Origin of the sequence: Extibacter sp. GGCC_0201, from assembly GCF_017566055.1 — a bacterium.
GTDB lineage: Bacteria > Bacillota > Clostridia > Lachnospirales > Lachnospiraceae > Extibacter.
Genome location: NZ_JABFCH010000002.1, coordinates 160614 through 183609 on the forward strand (window position 1 = coordinate 160614; position 22996 = coordinate 183609).

The window sequence follows — 22996 nt, forward strand, 5'->3', positions numbered from 1 at the left end:
CGGGGGAAATTGAAAAAACCTCCGTCCCCAATTGAATCTGGTCTGTCCCTGTGATACAATGGGCTGGTAAGTTTAGGAAAAGGAGAGATATGAATATGGCAAACCCAATCGTTACTTTTGAAATGGACAACGGCGACGTGATGAAAGCGGAATTATACCCGGATATTGCGCCGAATACTGTAAATAACTTTATCTCACTTGTAAGAAAGGGATACTATGACGGTCTTATCTTTCACCGTGTTATCAGTGGATTTATGATTCAGGGCGGCTGCCCTGACGGGACTGGCACAGGCGGACCGGGATACAACATCAAGGGAGAGTTTAGCCAGAATGGCTTTACGAACGATTTGAAACATGGGGAAGGAGTCCTCTCTATGGCAAGAGCGATGCACCCTGACTCTGCAGGTTCCCAGTTCTTCATCATGCACAAGAATTCTCCGCATCTTGATGGTGCTTATGCTGCTTTCGGAAAGATTATCGAGGGCATGGATGTGGTGAACAAGATTGCAGCCACGGATACGGACTACAGCGATAGGCCGCTTGAAGAACAGAAGATGAAAAAAGTCACTGTTGAAACGGACGGTGTTGATTATCCGGAACCGGAGAAGGCATAGAAAGGCATAAGATGGAACGGACGTTGCAAAAGCCGGCAGTGCGGGGGTTCCTCGCGCTGCTTTGCTGTGCTTTATGGGGAAGCGCATTCCCCTGTGTTAAGACAGGCTATGAATGGCTGCACATTGAGACGACGGGGAGCCAGATACTGTTTGCAGGATATCGCTTTTTTCTGGCAGGGGTTCTTACCTTTATCATGGGCTGTATCATGGAGAGACGTTTCCTTGTCATGAAAAAGTCTTCGGTGCCTTATATACTTAGGCAGGGGCTGACGCAGACGACATTACAATATGTGTTCTTCTATATTGGTATGGCCTATACGACAGGGACGAAAGGTTCTGTCATAAATGCAGCCAACGCGTTTGTCTCCATTTTGGCGGCTCCGCTTCTGATTAAGGGAGAAAAGCTGTCGTGGAAACAGGGCATGGGATGTATCATCGGTTTTCTTGGAGTGATAATTATCAATATGGAGCCCGGAGCCTGGGGAAATGGATTTTCGTTCAAAGGGGAGGGCATGGTATTGATTTGTACGGTCATCTATGGAATCAGCACCGTTATCATGAAAAAAATATCGCATATGGAAAGCGCAATGACTATCACGGCCTATCAGCTATTGTTCGGCGGCTTCATCATCATGGCGGCAGGATTTGTGGCGGGCGGTCATATCGAGGGATTTGAATTAAAATCGGCTGCCCTTCTTATATACATGGCTATGCTTTCGGCTGTAGCGTTCAGCGTCTGGACTATTTTGTTGAAATATAATACCGTAGGCAAGGTAGCAATATTCGGATTCAGCATTCCGATATTCGGGGTATTTCTGTCGGCGGTTATCCTGGGCGAGAAGATTGCCTCTCTGAAAAACCTTGCAGCGCTTGTATGTGTCAGTATAGGCATATTAATTGTAAATGGAATGGCACTTCCCAATAGTAAGGAAAAGAAGCAGGTTTCTTAAGGAGCCTGTTTTTTTGAATTTTTTCTAGTGGCATGATACATTTGGATGAAACTGTACCTTGCAAAAAGCCACCTCTTGACGTACAATTAAGAACAGTAATTGTGTATACAAGATGGAGGGCCTGTGCCTTATGGATATGATTCAGACCGAAAAATTAGTATTTGAATATGAAAAACAGGATGAGGAAGGCAACGTTATCGGAAAATCCCGGGCGATAGATGAAGTGGACATAGATGTGGAAGAAGGACAATTTATTGCGATCTTAGGACACAACGGTTCCGGCAAGTCTACATTTGCCAAGCACATCAATGCCATACTGGTTCCGACGGAAGGAACCATGTGGGTAGATGGAAAGGATACGAAGGATCCGGGCAAGCTATGGGACGTACGCCAGTCGGCGGGTATGGTTTTTCAAAATCCGGACAATCAGATTATCGGGACTGTCGTCGAGGAGGATGTCGGCTTTGGACCTGAGAATCTCGGTGTGCCCACACCGGAGATATGGAAACGGGTAGAAGAGAGCCTGAAGGCTGTCGGAATGATTGAGTACCGTAGCCATTCGCCGAACAAGCTGTCAGGGGGGCAGAAGCAGCGCGTTGCCATAGCGGGCGTGGTCGCCATGGAGCCGAGATGTATCGTGTTGGATGAACCGACGGCTATGCTAGACCCGGTTGGAAGAAAAGAAGTATTGAGGACAGTGCAGGAGCTGAGGCGGAAGAAGCATGTCACGGTTATCCTGATTACCCACTATATGGATGAAGTTGTGGATGCGGACAAGATATTTGTGATGGACCACGGCCGTGTCGTGATGGAAGGAACCCCGAGAAAAATATTTACCCGGGTGGACGAACTGAAGCAATACCGTCTTGATGTGCCGCAGGCGGCGATATTAGCCGATGAACTGAAGAAACGGGGAGTTCCGCTTCCCGGTGGCATCTTGAGGAAGGAAGAATTGGTGGAGGCGTTATGTCAATTAGGTTAGAACACTTGAATTATGTATACAGTCCGGGTACTGCTTATGAGAAGCAGGCGCTTAAGGATATCTGCCTTGAAATCGCCGACGGGGAGTTTGTAGGTATCATCGGCCATACCGGCTCCGGCAAGTCCACACTTATACAACACTTGAATGGCCTGATTAAAGCGACAAGCGGGGCTTTATATTATAATGATGAAGATATATATGCAGAAGGGTATGATATGCGCGCTCTTCGAAGCCAGGTGGGACTTGTGTTCCAGTATCCAGAACATCAGCTTTTCGAGGTAGACGTTATGACAGACGTCTGCTTTGGTCCTAAGAACCAGGGGCTTCTGCCGGAGGAATGTAAGAAGAGGGCACTGGAAGCGTTAAAACTTACAGGGCTGAAAGAAAAGTATTACAAATCTTCTCCTTTTGAGCTGTCCGGCGGACAGAAGAGACGTGTTGCAATCGCAGGAGTCCTCGCCATGAGACCGAAGGTGCTCGTATTGGATGAGCCGACAGCGGGGCTTGATCCCAAGGGCAGGGACGATATCCTGGATCAGATTGCTTATCTGCACAGGCAGACGGATATGACCGTCATCCTTGTCTCCCACAGCATGGAGGATATCGCGAGATATGCGGACCGCATCATCGTGATGAATAAGGGGGCTGTGATGTATAATGATGAGCCGAGGAAAGTATTTTCACATTATCTCGAACTTGAGAAGGTAGGTCTGGCGGCCCCCCAGGTGACCTATATCATGCATGACCTTCAGAAGAAAGGGTTCGACGTGAGAGCAGATGTGACGACGGTGGCGGAGGCCACGGATGAAATTATGAAGGCATTGGAGAGCAGACGATGATTCGAGACATTACGATAGGACAATATTATCCTGCAAAAAGCATACTGCACCGGCTGGATCCGCGGGTCAAACTGGTGTCTACTTTGCTGTACCTTATTTCATTATTCTTGTTTAAGAGCATACCCGGATATATTGTTGCCACAGTATTTCTCATAACAGTGATTCAGATGTCCAAGGTTCCGATATCCTTCATTGTAAAAGGGCTAAAGCCTATTATAATGCTTCTGCTTATAACAGTGTTGTTCAACCTGTTTCTTACGAGAGACGGGGATGTACTCTTTCATGCGTGGATTTTTACCATAACTGAAGGGGGGCTTCGGACCGCGGTATATATGGCCATCCGGCTTATCTACCTGATTATCGGATCTTCGCTCATGACATTTACCACGACGCCGAATGAGCTGACAGATGGAATCGAAAGCCTGCTTCACCCGCTGAACAAAATACGGGTACCTGTGCATGAGGTGGCGATGATGATGTCGATAGCTCTCCGGTTCATACCGATACTGCTGGAAGAGACGGACAAGATAATGAAAGCTCAGATTGCAAGAGGGGCGGATCTTGAGAACGGTAACATCATACAGCGGGCGAAGAACATGATACCGATACTTGTCCCCCTGTTCGTATCAGCATTCCGCCGGGCAAATGACCTCGCCATGGCCATGGAAGCAAGATGCTATCGCGGGGGCGAAGGCAGGACGAAGATGAAGCCGCTTCACTACAAAAGCAGAGATTATATCGCATACGCGTTGGTTGTCATCTACGTTGTGGCTGTGTTCGTGATAGGAAGATACGTGCCACTGCACGTGTGGATATTTTAATTGGGGACGGAGGTTTTTTAGAAAAACCCCGTCCCCAATTAAAATAAGGGTGTCCCCAATGGAATTTTGTGGATAACTCGCCAATGACTGTGGAAAATGTGGATAAAGGATGTGGCAAGAATGGAAAAAGGGACAGGGCAAATTCAATTGGGGACGGAGGAAATTCGAAAATCCCCCGTCCCCATCGAACCGGCCTGCAAGATTAAGCGTATCAGGCTGGTCATCGCTTATGACGGGACAGATTATTGCGGCTGGCAGATTCAGCCTAATGGGATTACGGTTGAGGAGGTACTGAACAAGGCGCTTAAGAGGTTGACAGGGGAGGATATCCATGTTATCGGTGCCAGCAGGACAGATTCGGGTGTGCATGCGCTCGGCAATGTAGCTGTTTTTGATACAACGACATCCATTCCACCGGAACGGATGTCGTACGCCCTCAACCAGAAGCTTCCGGAAGACATTGTTGTCATACGGTCGGAGGAGGTTCCTTTGGACTGGCACCCGCGGTATAGGGATGTGGTAATCAAAACTTATGAATATCATATATACAATGCTCCGGTGCAGAATCCGCTGAGACGCAGGACGAGCACCTTTATCTCCTTTTCACTTGATGTGGATAAGATGCGTGAAGGTGCAGAGTATCTCTTGGGAGAGCATGATTTTGCCAGCTTCTGCAACGTGCGCACTAATGTAGAGGATACAGTACGCACGGTTACGGACTTGCAGATTAGCAGTGACGGACCTGAGATTGTCATACGGATTACGGGAAATGGATTTCTCTACAATATGGTCCGTATCATTGCGGGGACATTGATACGAGTGGGCCGGGGGTTTTACGAACCTGAAAGGGTCAAAGAGATACTGGAGGCAAGAGAGAGGACCGAGGCCGGGGTGACAGCGCCGCCGAATGGCCTCGTATTGGTGGGAATTGACTATGGAGAATAAGATTTATTTTGACAATGGAAGCACATCATTTCCAAAAGCGCCGGGGGTTTCACAGGCGGTGGCCGGTCTTTTGGAAGACGGTGCATTCAATATCAACAGAGGCAGCTACGAAGAGGCATATGAAGTTGCGGATAAGGTTCTGGATACGAGAGAGATGCTGGCAGCGCTCTTTCATGCGGAGCATTCCAGACAGGTAGTGTTCACACCGGGGATTACGTATTCTCTGAATTATTTTATAAAAGGATTTTTAAAATCCGGCGACCATGTACTTGTGAGCGGAATGGAGCATAATGCGGTCATGCGTCCCCTGAGGCAGATGGAAGAGAAGGGCGTTGCCTATACCGTGGTACATACGGATGAAGAAGGAAATGTACAGCCCGAGGATGTGGAGCGGGAGGTTAAGCATAACACACGTGCAGTCATCATGCTGCATGCCTCCAACGTGTGCGGAACGATTGTTCCAATTCGGGATATCGGTGAGGTATGCAAGAGGCATCGCCTTTATCTTGCGGTGGATACTGCGCAGAGCGCAGGGACGATTGAAGTAGATATGCAGCAGATGAACATAGATTTTCTCGCATTTACAGGACATAAGGGTCTGCTTGGGCCTCAGGGAATCGGAGGGTTCCTCATATCGGAAGAATTGGATCAAAACATGATTCCATTCATAGCGGGCGGTACGGGCAGCCAGTCAGATCTGCTTGAAATGCCGAAGTGCCTTCCGGATAAATATGAAAGCGGCACGATGAACCTTCCCGGAATCATAGGTCTGCATGCGGCGCTGGCCTACATAGAAAAAGAAGGGATTCAAAAGATTCACAAGAAAAAGATGGAGCTCACAGCCTGTTTTCTGGAACAGGTGAAACAGCTTCCGGGAGTGAAAATTGCAGGGAAGCAGGGCATAGAGAACCGAGTGGCTGTAGTTTCTCTGGATTTTCCGGGACAGGATAATGCAGTGGTTGCCTTTCGTCTGGAACAGGAGTACGGCATAATGACAAGGGTAGGGCTGCACTGCGCCCCGATGGCACACAAGTCTCTGCACACGTATCCACAGGGAACCGTAAGATTTGCATTCAGCGCAGACAATAAAATAGAAGAAATAGAAAGCTGTATCACTGCATTTAGAGAATTAATATCAATATAGATAAGTCAAATAACTGAATTGTCATATTAAAAAAAGCAATAAGCCATAATTTCAGATTATATTGCCGTAACATAGGGAAAGTGTTACGGTTATGTTAAATTGTCAAAGGGGTCAGACCCCTATGCACCATAGGGGTCTGACCCCTTTCAAAAAAGGAGGAAATTATGGCTGATTATCATGAAATGTGGAAAGATCTGGGGATGGATGTAGAGACGCATGACCAGCTGTGTGAGGTACTGCCGCAGGCATTTGGTGACGTATATCTGTCACAGGAGAACAGGCCGGAAGGGATGGATTATTTTAATTTTGTCGTAGCCGAGATTCACGGCGTCCGTCCGGCGGAGCTGATTGAGCACCAGAAAAAGGGCGGAAAAGTTTTTGGAACGTTCTGCGTGTATGTTCCGGATGAGATCGTGTTTGCTGCGGATGCCATCGCGACGGGGCTGTGCGGAGGTTCGCAGTTCTGGGTTCCGGGCGGGGAGAAGGTGCTTCCGACCAACACCTGTCCGTTAATCAAAGCATCCGTGGGCGCAAGGCTTGACCGCACCTGTCCGTTTTTCAGGATTGCGGACATGTATGTGGGCGAGACGACATGTGACGGCAAGAAAAAGGCATGGGAGATTCTGTCCGAGGATGTCCCGGTACATGTCATGAACCTTCCGCAGATGAAACGTGCCAAGGATGTGAAGGCCTGGGCGGAAGAGATTGGGGAGTTCAAAGATAAGGTGGAAGCGTTCACCGGCAATAAGGTGACAGCAGACAAGCTTGCCGCCAGCATCCGTCTGATCAATGGGAAGAGGAAAGCGCTGCAGCGCCTGTATGACCTGAGGAAGAATGAAAAGCTTCCTGTCAGCGGATGTGACGCGCTGCTCATCTCTCAGATAGCATTCTATGATGATCCGACCCGTTTTGCAGAAATGACGAACAAGCTCTGCGATGAACTTGACAAGCGTGTGGAGGACGGAGTCAGCGTGGTGGCAGACGGGACAAAGAGGATTATGCTGACCGGCACGCCGCTGGCAATACCAAACTGGAAGCTGCATAATATCGTAGAGACAAGCGGCGGCGCCGTTGTCTGTGAAGAGATGTGCACGGGTACGCGCTATTTTGAAAACCTGGTGGACGAGTCGCAGACGACGGTGGAAGGCCAGATCCAGGCATTGGCAGAACGGTACATGAACATCAACTGTGCCTGCTTCACGCCGAACGAAGGCCGCATAGAAGATATACTCCGCCTCGCAAAAGAGTACAACGTTGATGGTATCATCGATGTAAACCTGAAGTTCTGCAACCTGTATGACACAGAAGGATATTTCGTCGAACGGGCTATGAAGGAAGCGGGCATCCCTGTCCTCGGCATAGAGACGGATTATACGGACAGCGATGCACAGCAGCTCCGAACGAGGGTGAGTGCATTTATTGAAATGCTGAACAACGCTTAGGCAGATGAGAGAGGCAAGTGGTTTGATGGATAAGACACAGCATTACGTATTGTTTCCGAATCACGACAATGGCATGCGGTTACATAAGGAGCTTAAGGCCGAGGGGGTCAGGGCAGTCATTGCCCCGACTCCCAGGTCCGCGAGCAAATGCTGCGGCATCTCCCTTCTGATTGAAAAGGACGATATAGAAACGGTGAAAAGCTGTATCGCGGTACACGATATAGACATACTGGATATCGTGGAGATTGAAAGGGATATAAATCCCAACAGGGACAAATATTGTTAAATGGAATTCGGATTATGGAGTTTGGATTATGGATTATGTAGGTATTGATATCGGTTCAACTGCCTCCAAGGTGGTTGTGAGAGGCGGCACGGATAAAAGCTTTGTCCTCCCGACCGGGTGGAGCAGCAAGGAGACCTCGCTGACAATTAAAGATAAGCTGAAAGAAGACGGAATCGATGTCCTGTCGGAGGAGACGAAGGTAGTAGCTACCGGTTACGGGCGCGTGGCTGTAGAATTTGCAGATTACGTCATCACGGAGATAACATGCCATGCAAGGGGCGGCCGTGAGATTGCAGGAAATGACTGTGCCGTCATCGACGTGGGCGGACAGGATACGAAGGTGATTATTGTCCAGAACGGAATGGTACAGGACTTCCTAATGAACGATAAATGTTCGGCCGGGACGGGGAAGTTTCTCGAAATTATGGCCAACAGGCTCGGCATCACTTTGCAGGAATTATTTGATCTGGCAAAGACCGGAGAAGTTCTTTCCATAAGCTCCCTCTGTACCGTATTTGCAGAGTCCGAGGTCATCAACTATATCGGTGAAGGCCGGAAACGGGAAGACATAGCGGCAGGAGTCGTGGATTCGGTAGCGGCTAAAGTGGCCCAGCTGTGCAGGAAGAAGGACCTGCCGCCAAAGGTCATACTGACAGGGGGATTAAGCGGCAGCAGCTACTTTACAAAGATTCTTTCCGATAAGGTCGGACAGACGGTGGAGCCGACAGAATATGGCAGATATGCCGGAGCGCTCGGAGCAGCATTTTTGGCAGAAGAGAAGTCAAGATAATTGACTTCTTTTTCATTGTATAAAATGCAATAATTTCTTCAAAACGGCAAAATTATTTTGAGGAAAACCGCTTAAATCCGAAAAAAGGCTATACAAGAAGTGTATTTGTGATAATATATAATTACTTATCAAATCTGTGGGAGGATTGAAAATTATGGAAATGTTGTTGAAGCTGGTCCCTGTTTTTGGGGTTCTTGCTCTGCTTTTTGCCGCATATCTCGCAGCAAAAGTAGGCAGACAGGATGAAGGGACCGACAAGATGAAAGAGATAGCGGGCGCCATCAGTGACGGTGCCAAAGCGTTTCTGACGGCAGAATACAAGATACTTGTATTCTTCGTGGCAATCCTGTTTGTGCTGATTGGTGTTGGAATCGGCAACTGGATAACGGCAATATGTTTCGTGGTAGGAGCCGTATTCTCCACGCTGGCCGGGTATTTCGGAATGCAGGTGGCGACGAAAGCGAATGTAAGGACAGCCAATGCGGCTAAGACAAGCGGGATGAACAAAGCGCTTTCCATCGCGTTTTCCGGCGGGGCGGTCATGGGAATGTGCGTAGCCGGGCTTGGAGTGCTCGGAGTCAGCGTGATATACCTGATAACCGGCAATGTGGAAGTGCTGTCCGGATTCAGCCTGGGTGCTTCTTCTATCGCGCTTTTTGCACGTGTGGGAGGAGGAATCTATACGAAGGCGGCTGATGTAGGAGCTGATCTCGTGGGTAAAGTGGAAGCCGGAATTCCGGAAGACGACCCGCGTAACCCCGCTGTTATTGCTGATAATGTCGGTGATAATGTGGGTGATGTGGCAGGCATGGGTGCCGACCTGTTCGAGTCCTATGTCGGAGCACTGATATCGGCACTTACCCTTGGAATCGTCTATTTTAAGGCACCGGGAGCTATATTCCCGCTCATCATAGCCGGACTTGGCCTTGTGGGATCGATTCTGGGCACATTTTTTGTCAGGGGAGATGAAAAGTCGAATCCACATAAAGCATTGAAGATGGGAACATACGCCACAAGTGTAATCGTCGTCGTGGTCGCGTTTATATTCAGCAATTACTTTTTCGGTGATTTTAAAGCTGCCATCGCTATCGTGGCAGGACTTGTCGTAGGCCTGCTCATCGGCATCATCACCGAAGTATACACTTCCGGTGATTACAAATCGGTAAAAGAGATAAGCGAGCAGTCCGAGACCGGAGCGGCTACGACGATCATAAGCGGTCTTGCGGTCGGTATGAAATCAACGGCAGTCCCGATTCTGTTCATCTGTGTCGGCATCTTTGTGGCTTATCAGGTGTGCGGCCTCTACGGCATCGCGCTTGCAGCGGTTGGGATGCTCTCTACTACAGCGATTACAGTTGCCGTGGATGCATACGGTCCGATAGCTGACAATGCAGGCGGCATCGCAGAGATGTCCGGTCTGGATCCGGAAGTGCGTAAGATTACGGATAAGCTGGATGCGGTCGGCAATACGACGGCAGCGATAGGCAAAGGCTTTGCCATCGGTTCAGCGGCTCTTACGGCGCTGGCATTGTTCGTGTCCTATGCAGAGGCAGTGGATCTTAAGACGATAGACATACTCGACAACCGGGTAATCATCGGACTGTTTATCGGAGGTATGCTTCCATTCCTGTTCTCTTCTATGACGATGCAGTCTGTCTCCAAGGCGGCATATCAGATGATCGAGGAAGTAAGACGCCAGTTCAAATCCATGCCCGGTATTATGGAAGGGACGACAAAGCCAGACTACAAATCATGCGTTGCCATATCGACGACCGCAGCGCTTAAGGAAATGCTCGTTCCTGGCATCATGGCAGTGGCGGCTCCGCTTATCATCGGAATCGTACTCGGGCCTGCAGCGCTTGGCGGTCTGCTTACCGGCGCTCTTGTGACCGGTGTGCTTATGGCAATCTTCATGTCCAATGCCGGAGGTGCATGGGATAATGCAAAGAAATATATCGAAGACGGCAATCACGGTGGAAAGGGCAGCGAGGCCCATAAAGCGGCAGTTGTCGGCGATACGGTCGGCGATCCGTTTAAGGATACGTCAGGCCCGTCCATCAATATACTGATTAAGCTGATGACAATCGTGTCACTTGTATTTGCGCCACTGTTCTTGTCAATAGGCGGATTGTTATAAGATGATAAAAGGTACAGGGCAGCGGAATAAGCTGCCCTGTACCTTTTTAGTAATCGTAATTACTTATACAAATCGTAATAGCCTTAACTGTTTATAAATTCAGTGATTATTTCTGCGGATGGTTCAGCATTTGACGTAATCGCCGGGTGTCCGCGTGTTTTGAAAAAATGTATGACATATTTTTGCCTCCTAATCTTTGCTTATAGAAATCACATTACTTCTTTTGTCCCTGTGCGACAACGATGAGCCGACAGCTTTCTTCACAATAAGGGCTTCGGTCATAGTCGCCATATATCTGTATATTGCCAAATCCGGCTTCTGAGAGAAGCCGCCTGTAATCATCATCCAGTATAATCTTATAGACGATATCATATTGGCTGCTTTCCAGCCGTACTTTTGAATGATACAGATCGAGAACGTGTATCGTCTGGAACTGATTGTCATGTTCCTTCACAAATATCCGGGAAAAATCCTCTCTGTTCACAACGACTTCTATGGGTGGAAGTGATAACGTATAAGGTGTCGTACCCTGGGTCAACACGAGCAGGCCATTCGTCCTTAGCCGGTCCTTCATGGACTGGAGTGCCGTGACCAGATCTTCGTCGGTATGCAGATGGGGCAGTGATGTCGTGAGGCAGATGACAGCGTCAAACTGTTCTGCGAATGCCTGTCCCAGATACCTGAAATCACATTGCCGTAATGGAATATTCTTCCCGCATTTCTCCAGATTTTTCGATGCGACACTAAGCATAGAAGCGGAAAAGTCGGATCCATGAACACGGTATCCCAGCTCCGATAACATATACAGATGCTGCCCGGTACCGCAGGCGCAGTCTAATACTGTTTCAACATTGTATTCGGTAAATAACTGCTGGAAAAATGACCTTTCACTCCCAAGGTAATTCTCAATGCTTCCAAATTCATCGTAGTCATAGGCAAACTTTTCGTAGAGATCTTTCAACCGTACACCTCCCAGATTATTAAGAATATTGTTTCCTGTCGACAGCTTGATTGTATCACATGCAGTTCCATATTACAAAGTTAACATTTCCGTACAGGCCAGATATATTTCCAGAACCGCTCCGGATTAAAATAAAAGTAAATCATTCTTCCAGGTGTCGTATCGAAGCAGTATTCTGCTTTTTTATGCAGAATCCAATTTGGGACGTAACCATTTTCAAAAAGGCTACGTCCCAAATGAATGTTTAATGACTACATTTTACTCAGTGCTGCTTCGTCGGCTACGATGATTACATCGTTGTGCATCTGGAGGATGGACGCCGGAACGGCCGGTGTCACGGGGCCGTTTACAACTTTGGCAAGAATATCGGCCTTGTCATCGCCGCTTACGACTACGAGGACCTTCCGTGCCTGCATGATTGTTTTGATTCCCATCGTGTATGCCTGCCTTGGCACATCGGCCTCTGTGGCGAAGAAGCGTTTGTTTGCTTCTATCGTGCTTTCTGTCAGGTCCACACAGTGCGTCTCTTTTTCAAATTCGTCGGCCGGTTCGTTAAAACCGATATGTCCGTTATGACCGAGGCCGAGCAGCTGTAGGTCGATGCCGCCGCAGCCTGCGATAATATCATTGTATGCCTGGCACGCCCTGTCGGAATTTGCTTCCAGCCCGTCGGGCACGAAAGTGCGTGCTTTGTCGATGTTGATATGGTCAAACAGGTTATGGTTCATAAAGTAACGGTAGCTTTGGTCGTGGTCAGGACCGAGCCCCTTGTATTCATCCAGGTTGACGCTTGTAACGGCAGAGAAATCCAGATCCCCGTTTTCATAAGATTTAATCAGGTTCTTGTACGTACCGATTGGCGTAGATCCTGTTGCAAGACCAAGCACGCAGTCCGGCTTCAATATAACCTCGGAAGAGATGATATTGGCGGCTTTGCGGCTTAAGTCCTCATAGTCTTTTGCTCTGTAAATTTTCATAGTTTTCTCCATTTCCTTTCTTTTTTGATATAAGTACAGCCTGAAACGGCCAGCTGCAAGGAGCTATTCCTCTACTAATTAGTATATCAACAAGTCAGCAGATTTCAACAAATAAATATGGAATCGAAAGAAGGTACGTGCCATTGTGCAATTTTAACAAAAGAATGCATAAAATATCACCCATGGAGACATGTTAAAAGGAAAAGAGTGAAAGAACTTTCAGAACATTTGCAATGTATTGAAAATAAAAACATGAAGGCCTATACTTTATATCAGATAGAGCAAGGAGGAAGAGAAACATGGACGATCAAGTGAAACAGTTAGAGGGGAAATTGATAGTATCCTGCCAGGCGCTTCCGCATGAACCGCTGCATTCATCATTTATCATGGGAAGAATGGCACTGGCTGCCAGAGAAGGAGGGGCTTCCGGCATTCGTGCGAATACAAAAGAAGATATCGCTGAGATAAAGTCGCAGGTAGAGCTTCCGGTCATCGGAATCGTGAAGAGGGATTACGAGGGCTGCGGAGTATATATCACACCGACAATGAAAGAAATCGAAGAGCTGATGGAAGTTAAGCCAGAGATTATTGCCATGGATGCGACAAAGGACGTGAGGCCGGGCGGCGTAACGCTGGATGAATTCTTTGCGCAGGTTAAGGAGCGCTATCCGGACCAGCTGCTCATGGCGGACTGCTCCACCGTAGAAGAGGCCGTCCACGCGGATGAGCTTGGATTTGATTTCATAGGGACGACGATGGTCGGCTATACAAAGCAGAGCAGACATCTGAAAATAGATGAAAATGATTTTGAGGTTCTGAGAGAAATCGTGGCAAAAGTAAAACACCCGGTTATCGCGGAAGGCAATATCAACACCCCTGAAAAGGCAAAGAGAGTAATTGAACTCGGCGCATTTGCCGTAGTCGTCGGCTCCATCATTACAAGGCCGCAGCTGATTACAAAATCATTTGCGGATGTATTGGAATAAACAGGTAACAATATAATTGAGATATTTAAGTAAAAGGAGAAGTGTATCATGAGAAATCTGGACAAGTACAAAGGAGTTATACCAGCATTTTATGCCTGTTATGATGAGGTCGGCAATATCAGCCCGGAAGGTGTACAGGCACTGACGCGTTATTTTGTGAAGAAGGGCGTAAAAGGCGTATACGTGAATGGCTCATCAGGAGAATGCATCTACCAGAGCGTAGAAGACAAGAAGATTGTCCTGGAAAATGTAATGGAAGCCGCACAGGGGAAGCTTACGGTTATTGCACACGTCGCCTGTAACAATACGGAGGACAGCAAGGTGCTGGCTGCCCATGCGGAACGTCTCGGCGTAGATGCCATAGCCGCGATACCTCCGATTTATTTCCGTCTGCCGGAGCATGCCATTGCAAATTACTGGAATGATATCAGCGCTGCTGCCCCGAATACGGATTTTGTCATCTATAATATACCTCAGCTCGCAGGCGTTGCGCTTACGATGGACCTGTTTGCTGAGATGAGAAAGAATCCAAGAGTCATCGGCGTGAAGAATTCATCTATGCCGGTACAGGATATCCAGATGTTCAAAGCTGCTGCGGGAGAGGATTATATCATCTTCAACGGGCCGGACGAACAGTTCATGAGCGGCCGTGTCATCGGGGCGGAAGGAGCAATCGGCGGAACCTACGGTGCGATGCCGGAGCTGTTCCTTAAGCTGGATGAACTGGTGCGGGCAGGCAAGATGGAAGAGGCGAGACAACTGCAGTATGACATCAATTCCATCATCTACAAAATGTGCGCGGCGCACGGCAACATGTACGGCGTCATCAAAGAAATCCTTAAGTTAAATGAAGGCCTTATGCTCGGCGGAGTGCGTAAGCCGCTGCCTTCTCTTGTGGAGGCGGACATGGCTGTCGTAAAAGAGGCGGCTCAGATGATTACAGATGCGAAAGCGAAATATTTATAGGTTGATACTTTAGGAGGAAGAGAAGATGCAGGGTTTTACAGTCATTGATTTGGTTATTCTGATTGTGTATTTGGCAGCGGTACTATTCGCCGGCCTTCATTTTGCCAAAAGAGAGATGAAGGGGAAAGAATATTTTAAAGGAGATGGAACCGTACCGTGGTGGGTGACGTCCGTATCCATCTTTGCTACTTTGTTAAGTCCCATATCCTTCCTGTCACTTGCGGGAAATTCTTATGCCGGAACATGGATTATGTGGTTTGCGCAGCTCGGCATGCTGCTGGCAATCCCGCTTACGATCAGGTATTTCCTTCCGATATACAGCAAGCTGGATATCGATACGGCGTACCATTATCTGGAACTACGGTTTGGAAGCAAGGGGCTGCGCGTGCTCGGAGCCGTCATGTTCATCATCTATCAGGTCGGGCGTATGTCCATCATCATGTACCTGCCTTGCATGGTACTTGGAAGCCTGACGGGAATCAGTGTGAACGTGCTCATCATCATCATGGGGGTCATAGCCATCATCTACTCATATACAGGAGGGCTTAAATCTGTGCTCTGGACAGACTTTATCCAGGGGTCCGTCCTCCTGATAGGTGTTACATTTGCCCTGATATTCCTGCTCGCCAACATAGACGGCGGAATCGGAGCCATCTTCCATTCCTTCACGGCAGAGCATAAGTTCCTTGCAGTGGATCAGCCGATATTTGACATAAATATATTAAAAGACAGCGTATTCATCATGATTGTAGGGGCAGGGCTCAACACGATGGGCTCTTACGTATCGAGCCAGGACATCGTGCAGCGCTTTACGACAACGACGGATACGAAGAAGCTGAACAAGATGATGCTTACGAACGGAGCGCTTTCCATCTTCATCGCAACCGTATTCTACCTTATCGGTACAGGACTGTACGTGTTCTATCAGCAGAACGCGCTTCCGCCGGCAGCGGCACAGGACCAGATATTTGCGTCCTATATCGCGTTCGAGCTTCCGGTAGGTATCACAGGACTTCTGCTGGCAGCCATCTATGCGGCGTCACAGTCCACGCTGTCTACGGGACTCAACTCCGTGGCATCGAGCTGGACTTTGGACATCCAGGCAAGACTCACGAAGAAGGAATTAAGCTTCGAGCGGCAGACGAAGATAGGACAGTACGTATCGCTTATCGTCGGCATCTTTGCCATCGCAGTTGCCATGGTGCTGGCAAACGGAGGCGTGAAGTCTGCGTATGAATGGTTCAACGGGTTCATGGGACTTGTGCTCGGTATCCTCGTGGGGACATTCATCCTTGGTGCATTTACGAAGAAAGCCAACACATTTGGCGCGGTTGCAGCGTTTATAGCAGCGTCAGCCGTCATGGTCGGTATCAAGTATTTTGCGCCGGCAGGAAGCGTATCGATCTGGTCCTACTCGCTTATCTCCATCGCCGTATCCCTCGTGGTGGGCATCCCGGCAAGCCTTATCTGGAGAAAGGTAAAGGGCGATGACAGCGTTCCTGCACCGGACACGACCGTATTTAAAAATTAGTGATAGAAAGGGAGGATCCGCAGACATGGTTTTTGGAAATATCCGTAATATAGAAGAATATACGTTCCTGGAGAGCCAGGTAAAAGAGTGTTTTGACTATGCCAGGGAACATGATTTGAAGGCATATGAAAAGGGGAGCCACGAGATAGACGGAGACAGGCTGTTCGTCAATATCGCAGAGTATACGACGACAGAGGCCGATAACCGGTTCTGGGAAGCGCACAGGGAGTATCTGGACATACACGTCATGCTGGCTGGACCGGAACAGATAGATGTGAACTTTATCGATAATATGGAGCAGAAAGAATACGTGCCCGCAGATGATTTCCTTCCTATGGATGGGGACAAGAACGGTCATGTAGTGCTGGAAGACGGAGATTTTCTGATCTGCTATCCACATGACGCACACCGTACGGCGGTTAAGGCAGGGGAGCCGGCAGCGATTAAAAAGGCGATATTTAAAGTACGGATCCATTAAAGAGGATGAGGGTCAGGCTTCTGTGGCAGCAGGGGCCTGGCCCCTTCGGACATGGAGGAGAAGTCCGAGGGAGCAAGAGGGCACCTGATATGCCGGGGACAGCAGATTGCAGAAAATATTGTCTTATATTATAATGGTAACAGTGGCAAAGAGGCTGAGGAGAATATATGAAAAAATATGTAAGTATAGATATTGGCGGCACAGCCATCAAGTATGGGGTCATCGATGAAAGCGGCCATATACTCACGAAGCGGGAGAAGAAGACGGAGGCTTTTAAAGGCGGCCCTTCTATATTGGGCAAAGTGTCAGATATCGTAGGGGAATGTGTGAATCGGGAGGAAATAAGCGGCATATGCATATCTACTGCAGGAATGGTGGATACAAAGAAGGGAGAGATCTTCCATGCCGCCCCGCTCATTCCGGATTATGCGGGGACGCGGTTCAAAGCAGTTCTGGAAGAACGGTTCAAGATTCCATGTGAAGTGGAGAACGATGTGAACTGCGCGGGCCTTGCAGAGTCCGTGTCCGGCGCTGCCATGGGCAGCAAGAGCACGCTGATGCTTACAATCGGGACCGGAATCGGGGGCTGTATCATATTGGACGGCGAAGTATATCGCGGCTTTAGCAACAGCGCCTGTGAAGTCGGGTACATGCACATGTGCGGCAGCGATTTCCAGACGCTCGGCGCAGCCAGCATACTGACGAAGAAGGTGGCGGACAGAAAAGGGGAACCTGTAGAGCACTGGAACGGCTACCGCATATTCGAGTGTGCGGATAAGGGGGACGAAGTCTGTATCCGGGCCATCGACGAGATGACGGATGTCCTTGGCATGGGAATCGCCAATATCTGTTATGTGCTGAATCCCCAGACCGTAGTGCTCGGAGGAGGCATCATGGCGCAGGAGGAATATCTGAAAGTGAAGATAGAGGCTGCTGCTGACCGGTATCTCATCCCGAGTGTGGCGGGCCATACGACGATATGCTTTGCGAAGCACAGAAACGAAGCAGGGATGCTTGGAGCTTTTTACCACTTCAGAAAGAAGCAGTCCGAAAAGGTACCGGAAGTGGGAAATCAGGTGAGATAAGGTAGAGATAAGTTAGAGATAAGGCTGGTGGGTCATGGAATATTATGTGAAGTCTGTAGTACCGTTGATTGAATCTAATTATGATAATTTTACGACCGTGGAAAAGAACATTGCAGACTTCTTTATCCAGAACAGGAAGAAGATGGACTTTTCCGCCCGGGCGGTCGCCGAGCTGCTCTTCGTATCCGAGGCGTCCCTTTCCAGGTTCGCCAAGAAGTGCGGCTACCGGGGCTATCGAGAATTCGTCTATCAGTATGAAGAGACATTTGTAGAGAAGAAGGAATCGATTACCGGTAATACGAGGATGGTACTGAACGTGTACCAGGAGCTGCTGAATAAGACGTACAGCCTTGTGGATGAGGTACAGTTAGCCAGAATCAGCCGATACCTGAACCGGGCAGCCAGGGTGTTCGTCTGTGGCATGGGGAGTTCCGGGCTTGCCGCGAGAGAGATGAAGCTCAGGTTTATGCGTATCGGCGTTGACATCGATTCCATACAGGACAGCGACCTGATGCGTATGCAGGCCGTATTTCAGAATGAGACCTGTCTCGTGTTCGGCATCAGCATAAGCGGTGAGAAGGAAGAAGTGCTGTACCTGCTCAAAGAGGCACACGAAAGAGGCGCGAAGACCGTGCTGGTGACGGCCAGGAACAATGAGGCGTTCGACAAGTTCTGTGACGAGGTGCTGCTGATTCCTTCCCTCAAGCACCTGAACCACGGTAATGCCATCTCGCCTCAGTTTCCGATTCTCGTGATGCTGGACATCATCTATTCTTATTATCTGGAGCAGGACAAGTACGAGAAAGAGACGCTGCATGACAATACGCTGCGGGCGCTGCAGCGGGAGAAGCCTGAGAAATATATATAAATGATTTGAACATTCACATTGAGAGGAGAAACGGTATGTTAATCAAGAATGTAAAAGTATTTACAGAAGAAAAGACATTTGAAGATGGTGAGATTGTTATCAGGGACGGCCTCATTTCCGAAGGGAAAGAGGATGCGGGAGAAGTCATAGACGGAGAAGGCTGCTATGCCATCCCCGGTCTGATTGACATTCATTTTCACGGTTGCAAAGGTTATGATTTCTGCGATGGCACGGAGGAAGCGATTCATGAGATTGCAAAGTATGAAGCCTCAATCGGTGTGACGGCCATCTCGCCGGCTACGATGACACTTCCGGTGGAGACCCTTGAGGATATCCTCTCTACTGCCGCCGCATACAAAAAGGAGGCCGGAGACGGTGCCGACCTCATCGGCGTGAATATGGAAGGGCCGTTTATCAGCAAGGCGAAAAAGGGAGCCCAGGACGCCACATATATCATTCCTTGCAGCAAGGATATCTTCCACCGTTTTCAGACTGCAGCGCGGGGGCTTGTCAAGTACATCGGCGTGGCTCCGGAGGAAGAGGGGGCGCTGGAATTCGTAGAGCAGGTGAAGGATGAGGTGAATGTATCTCTGGCACATACGAACGCAGGATATGACGATGCCAAGGCAGCCTATGATATAGGCGCGTGCCATGCGGTACACCTCTACAATGCCATGCCGCCATTGACCCATCGGGCTCCGGGTGTCATCGGTGCCGTGTCAGACAGCGGGCATGTCATGGCGGAGCTAATCTGTGACGGCGTGCACATTCATCCGTCTGTCGTGCGTGCCACGTTCAAGATGCTCGGCGCCGATCGTATTATCTTAATCAGTGACAGCATGCGTGCAACGGGCATGCCGGACGGGGAATACACGCTCGGCGGCCTTGCGGTCCATGTGACAGGAAACCGGGCGACACTGGTGTCAGACGGTGCTCTTGCAGGTTCGGTTACGAATCTCATGGACTGTCTGCGCACGGTGGTAAAAGAGATGGGGATTCCCCTCGAGACCGCTGTTGCGTGTGCCACGATGAACCCCGCTAAAAGCCTTGGCGAGTACGATAAGTACGGCTCCCTTACACCTGGCAAGAAGGGGGATGTGGTGCTGCTTGACAAGGAGCTGAATCTGAAGGCTGTCATCAAAGACGGGAAAAGGATATAGGAGAAATGCACAGAAGAGAAGGCGCCTGCCTCGTATGCGGCAGGGATCTTGAATACTATGACAAAGCAATGAAGCTGCAGTGCGCCCTGTGCGGGCAGAGCTTTGAAAGCCGTGCCGCCTGTACGGACGGTCACTATGTCTGCGACCGCTGCCACGCCGAAAAAGGGATGGAAGTGATAATGGATACATGCAGCCGGACGGGTTCACGTAATCCGGTTGCCATCATGCAGGAGGTGATGGAAGACCCGTTCATATACATGCACGGGCCGGAACATCATGTGCTGGCAGGTGCGGCACTTCTGGCGGCTTATCATAACTGTGGCGGAGATATCGACCTCTCGGAAGCACTTGAGGAGATGCGTGCCAGGGGGAGCGAGGTGCCCGGCGGGGCGTGCGGCATGTGGGGTTGCTGCGGTGCCGCCGTCAGCACCGGAATCTTCATGAGCATCGTCACAAAGGCGACACCTCTGACGGGCAGATCCTGGCAGCTGTCCAACCGGATGACGGCAAGGGCGCTGGGGGCAATCGCAGCGCTTGGCGGGCCGCGCTGCTGCAAGCGGGACTGCTTTACCGCCGTAAAAGAAGCGGCTGCGGAAGTAAAAGAGACATTTGACATAGAAATGATTCTGCCGGAAAAGATTGAATGCGGATTTTTCATGGAAAATAAACAGTGCCTGAGACAGCACTGCCCGTATCACCCATCCGCTTAGAAATAGCACAATTTGAAATTACTTCTTGACAAAAAAACAGAAATACGTTACCATTTCAGACAAGCAAGACAAGATAAAGAACAAAGGCTTTGAAAAGAAGAAGTAGCGGTCCGCACACCCATACAGAAAGCAGCCGGCAGATGAGAGGCGCATGAAAGAGCAGACAGTGAATACATCTTGGAGCCGCACACCGAAACCTGATTATCCGGAAGGAAAGTAGGCTGTGCCGCGGGGCATGCGTTAACGTGCATAAGCTGTACATTAGCAGCTTTCAGAGACCGGCAGCGTAAGCTGCAGGTGAAACAAGGTGGTATCACGGGAATCAGACCTCGTCCTTTCTATAGGGACGAGGTTTTTTGTCGGAATTAGCAAAGGGGTCAGACCCCTATGGCCATAGGGGTCTGACCCCTTTGCTAATTCACGATATTATCTGACAATTTAAATGTATAAGGAGAGATAAGTTATGGGAATTTATGAAGAATTGCAGGCGAGAGGTCTTATCGCCCAGGTTACGGATGAGGATGAGATCAGGGAGCTGATTAACAATGGGAAGGCGACGTTTTATATTGGGTTCGACCCGACGGCGGACAGTCTTCATGTGGGGCACTTTATGGCGCTCTGCCTGATGAAGCGGCTGCAGGATGCCGGCAATAAGCCGATTGCCCTTCTCGGCGGCGGGACTGGCTATATCGGGGACCCGTCCGGGAGGACGGACATGCGTTCCATGATGACGCCGGAGACGATTCAGCACAACTGTGACTGTTTCAAAAAGCAGATGAGCAAGTTTATTGATTTCTCAGAGGGCAAGGCGCTCATGGTAAACAATGCCGACTGGCTGCTGGATCTGAACTATATCGATATGCTCCGTGAGATCGGCCCGCACTTTTCAGTCAACCGGATGCTGGCTGCGGAGTGCTACAAGCAGAGGATGGAGAAGGGGCTTACGTTCCTTGAGTTCAACTACATGATTATGCAGAGCTTTGACTTCTACATGCTGTACCAGAATTACGGTTGCAACATGCAGTTTGGCGGTGATGACCAGTGGGCCAACATGCTTGGTGGTACGGAGCTTATCCGCCGGAAACTTGGCAAGAATGCATGTGCAATGACCATTACTCTGCTTCTGAACTCAGAGGGCAAGAAGATGGGCAAGACGCAGAACGGTGCGGTATGGCTTGACCCGGAGAAGACATCTCCGTTTGATTTCTACCAGTATTGGAGAAATATCGGGGACACGGATGTGCTGAAATGTATCCGCATGCTGACTTTCCTGCCGTTGGAAGAGATAGACAAGATGGATTCCTGGGAAGGTGCACAGCTGAACACTGCCAAAGAGATTCTTGCCTACGAATTGACAAAGCTCGTGCACGGGGAAGAAGAGGCCGAAAAAGCACAGGAGTCTGCAAGAGCGCTATTTAGCCAGGGAGCTGCGGCACAGATGCCTACGGCAGAGATTACAGCCGATGATTTGGCAGACGGAGGCATCGATATCCTTACGCTTCTGTTAAAGAGCGGCCTCGTGCCGTCCAAGTCAGAGGCCAGACGCGCGGTGCAGCAGGGCGGCGTCGCCGTGGACGGAGAGAAGGTTACGGACATACAGAAAGTATTTACTTCAGATGCATTTACAGGAGAAGGCATGATATTAAAAAAAGGCAAGAAGAATTTCCGCAAAGTTGTGTTACAATAGTCTTAACGGCAGATGGCCGATAGAAGGAGGAGTGTGAGATGGCTTTTAAAGAAATAGCAATCGACGAACTGAGCTTCAACCCTTTCGAGAAGATATCAAAGCAGTGGATGCTCATCACTGCGGGGGATGAACTGAAATCCAACACGATGACCGCAAGCTGGGGCGGTGTCGGAATCATGTGGGGAAAGCCGGTAGTGACTGCGTATATCCGTCCTCAGAGATATACGAAGGAATTTGTGGATATGAACGATACATTTACCATATCTTTCCTGTCAGACGGACAGCGCAAGGCATTGAACGTATGCGGCGCCGTATCTGGACGGGATGTAGAGGACAAGTGGAAGGAAGCCGGCCTTCATCCATACTATATAGAAGATTCCGCGGCAGTGGAAGAGGCAGAGATGATATTCGTATGTAAAAAGCTGTATGCGCAGGAAATGTATCCCGAATGCTTTATCGAGACGGAATGTGATACAAAATGGTATCCTGAGGCGGACTATCATACGATGTATATTGCGGAAATTACAAAAGTCTTAATAAAGTAGGAAAAAAGGATGCTGATTTGAGTGTAATATTCAAATCAACATCCTTTTTTGATAGGTTTCTCTGATTTTTAACGAAGTAATAAGTGTAGGAA

Annotated in this window: 23 protein-coding genes and 1 other annotated feature; of the genes, 21 read left to right on the plus strand and 2 right to left on the minus strand. The window is 49.2% G+C overall.

The annotated features are described in order from the left end of the window. The first annotated feature begins 95 nt into the window (after positions 1-95). The 11 genes from HJV72_RS02060 to HJV72_RS02110 all read left to right on the plus strand — a co-directional run bounded on the left by HJV72_RS02060 (position 96) and on the right by HJV72_RS02110 (position 10950). The gene (locus tag HJV72_RS02060) at positions 96-614 is read left to right on the plus strand and encodes a peptidylprolyl isomerase (protein WP_208068252.1); all 519 of its coding nucleotides are present in this window, start codon (positions 96-98) and stop codon (positions 612-614) included. Positions 615-625: 11 nt separating this feature from the next. Then, positions 626-1564 carry a DMT family transporter gene (locus HJV72_RS02065; RefSeq protein ID WP_208068254.1) on the plus strand — a complete coding sequence of 313 codons (939 nt, stop codon included), beginning with the start codon at positions 626-628 and terminating at the stop codon, positions 1562-1564. A 130-nt stretch (positions 1565-1694) separates the two neighbouring features. Further along, positions 1695-2546, plus strand: a complete 852-nt coding sequence (locus tag HJV72_RS02070) for an energy-coupling factor transporter ATPase (RefSeq protein WP_208068255.1) — start codon at positions 1695-1697, stop codon at positions 2544-2546. Next, a complete protein-coding gene (locus tag HJV72_RS02075) occupies positions 2531-3385 on the plus strand; it encodes an energy-coupling factor transporter ATPase (protein WP_208068257.1) in 855 nt (284 codons plus the stop codon). Before HJV72_RS02070 ends, HJV72_RS02075 begins: the two co-directional genes overlap by 16 nt. Beyond that, a complete protein-coding gene (locus HJV72_RS02080; RefSeq protein WP_208068259.1) occupies positions 3382-4206 on the plus strand; it encodes an energy-coupling factor transporter transmembrane component T family protein in 825 nt (274 codons plus the stop codon). The genes HJV72_RS02075 and HJV72_RS02080 overlap by 4 nt, the downstream gene beginning before the upstream one ends. 201 nt (positions 4207-4407) lie before the next feature. Next, complete coding sequence (truA, locus tag HJV72_RS02085) at positions 4408-5151, plus strand: tRNA pseudouridine(38-40) synthase TruA (RefSeq protein WP_208068386.1); 744 nt, start codon at positions 4408-4410, stop codon at positions 5149-5151. Beyond that, the gene (locus HJV72_RS02090) at positions 5141-6295 is read left to right on the plus strand and encodes an aminotransferase class V-fold PLP-dependent enzyme (RefSeq protein ID WP_208068261.1); all 1155 of its coding nucleotides are present in this window, start codon (positions 5141-5143) and stop codon (positions 6293-6295) included. Before truA ends, HJV72_RS02090 begins: the two co-directional genes overlap by 11 nt. Positions 6296-6459: 164 nt before the next feature. Then, on the plus strand, positions 6460-7737 hold the full coding sequence (locus tag HJV72_RS02095; RefSeq protein ID WP_208068263.1) for a double-cubane-cluster-containing anaerobic reductase: 1278 nt from the start codon (positions 6460-6462) through the stop codon (positions 7735-7737). 25 nt (positions 7738-7762) lie between these two features. Next, positions 7763-8023 (plus strand): DUF3343 domain-containing protein, encoded by a 261-nt coding sequence (locus HJV72_RS02100; protein ID WP_117770749.1) that lies wholly within the window; start codon positions 7763-7765, stop codon positions 8021-8023. Between the two features lie 28 nt (positions 8024-8051). Then, entirely contained in the window at positions 8052-8813 is a 762-nt protein-coding gene (locus tag HJV72_RS02105) for an acyl-CoA dehydratase activase (RefSeq protein WP_208068265.1), read from the plus strand. Positions 8814-8967: 154 nt separating this feature from the next. Beyond that, positions 8968-10950, plus strand: a complete 1983-nt coding sequence (locus HJV72_RS02110) for a sodium-translocating pyrophosphatase (RefSeq protein ID WP_208068266.1) — start codon at positions 8968-8970, stop codon at positions 10948-10950. Between the two features lie 214 nt (positions 10951-11164). Here HJV72_RS02110 and HJV72_RS02115 read toward each other — a convergent pair whose 3' ends face one another. Both HJV72_RS02115 and nagB read right to left on the minus strand, forming a co-directional pair. After that, a complete protein-coding gene (locus tag HJV72_RS02115) occupies positions 11165-11911 on the minus strand; it encodes a class I SAM-dependent methyltransferase (protein WP_208068268.1) in 747 nt (248 codons plus the stop codon). 251 nt (positions 11912-12162) lie between these two features. Beyond that, the gene (nagB, locus tag HJV72_RS02120; protein ID WP_208068270.1) at positions 12163-12888 is read right to left on the minus strand and encodes a glucosamine-6-phosphate deaminase; all 726 of its coding nucleotides are present in this window, start codon (positions 12886-12888) and stop codon (positions 12163-12165) included. Between the two features lie 299 nt (positions 12889-13187). On the opposite strand from nagB, the gene HJV72_RS02125 reads away from it, so the two are divergent. From HJV72_RS02125 to HJV72_RS02170, 10 genes are all read left to right on the plus strand, one after another. Then, positions 13188-13874: an N-acetylmannosamine-6-phosphate 2-epimerase gene (locus tag HJV72_RS02125; protein WP_208068272.1), complete on the plus strand. Its 687-nt coding sequence runs from the start codon at positions 13188-13190 to the stop codon at positions 13872-13874. Between the two features lie 48 nt (positions 13875-13922). Further along, positions 13923-14840 carry a dihydrodipicolinate synthase family protein gene (locus HJV72_RS02130; protein ID WP_208068273.1) on the plus strand — a complete coding sequence of 306 codons (918 nt, stop codon included), beginning with the start codon at positions 13923-13925 and terminating at the stop codon, positions 14838-14840. 25 nt (positions 14841-14865) lie between these two features. Then, the gene (locus tag HJV72_RS02135; protein ID WP_208068275.1) at positions 14866-16371 is read left to right on the plus strand and encodes a sodium:solute symporter; all 1506 of its coding nucleotides are present in this window, start codon (positions 14866-14868) and stop codon (positions 16369-16371) included. A gap of 25 nt (positions 16372-16396) precedes the next feature. Beyond that, the gene (locus HJV72_RS02140) at positions 16397-16849 is read left to right on the plus strand and encodes a YhcH/YjgK/YiaL family protein (RefSeq protein ID WP_208068277.1); all 453 of its coding nucleotides are present in this window, start codon (positions 16397-16399) and stop codon (positions 16847-16849) included. Between the two features lie 167 nt (positions 16850-17016). Beyond that, entirely contained in the window at positions 17017-17934 is a 918-nt protein-coding gene (locus HJV72_RS02145) for an ROK family protein (RefSeq protein WP_208068279.1), read from the plus strand. A gap of 34 nt (positions 17935-17968) precedes the next feature. After that, positions 17969-18802, plus strand: a complete 834-nt coding sequence (locus HJV72_RS02150) for a MurR/RpiR family transcriptional regulator (RefSeq protein WP_208068281.1) — start codon at positions 17969-17971, stop codon at positions 18800-18802. A 35-nt stretch (positions 18803-18837) separates the two neighbouring features. Next, positions 18838-19962 carry an N-acetylglucosamine-6-phosphate deacetylase gene (nagA, locus tag HJV72_RS02155; RefSeq protein WP_208068283.1) on the plus strand — a complete coding sequence of 375 codons (1125 nt, stop codon included), beginning with the start codon at positions 18838-18840 and terminating at the stop codon, positions 19960-19962. A gap of 5 nt (positions 19963-19967) precedes the next feature. Then, positions 19968-20672, plus strand: coding sequence for a DUF5714 domain-containing protein (locus tag HJV72_RS02160; protein WP_208068285.1), 705 nt, complete (start codon positions 19968-19970; stop codon positions 20670-20672). A gap of 80 nt (positions 20673-20752) precedes the next feature. Beyond that, positions 20753-21012 (plus strand) — a binding site (T-box leader). A 123-nt stretch (positions 21013-21135) separates the two neighbouring features. Beyond that, positions 21136-22359: a tyrosine--tRNA ligase gene (gene tyrS / locus HJV72_RS02165; protein ID WP_208068286.1), complete on the plus strand. Its 1224-nt coding sequence runs from the start codon at positions 21136-21138 to the stop codon at positions 22357-22359. A 38-nt stretch (positions 22360-22397) separates the two neighbouring features. Next, complete coding sequence (locus HJV72_RS02170) at positions 22398-22904, plus strand: flavin reductase family protein (protein ID WP_208068288.1); 507 nt, start codon at positions 22398-22400, stop codon at positions 22902-22904. Positions 22905-22996 lie beyond the last annotated feature (92 nt).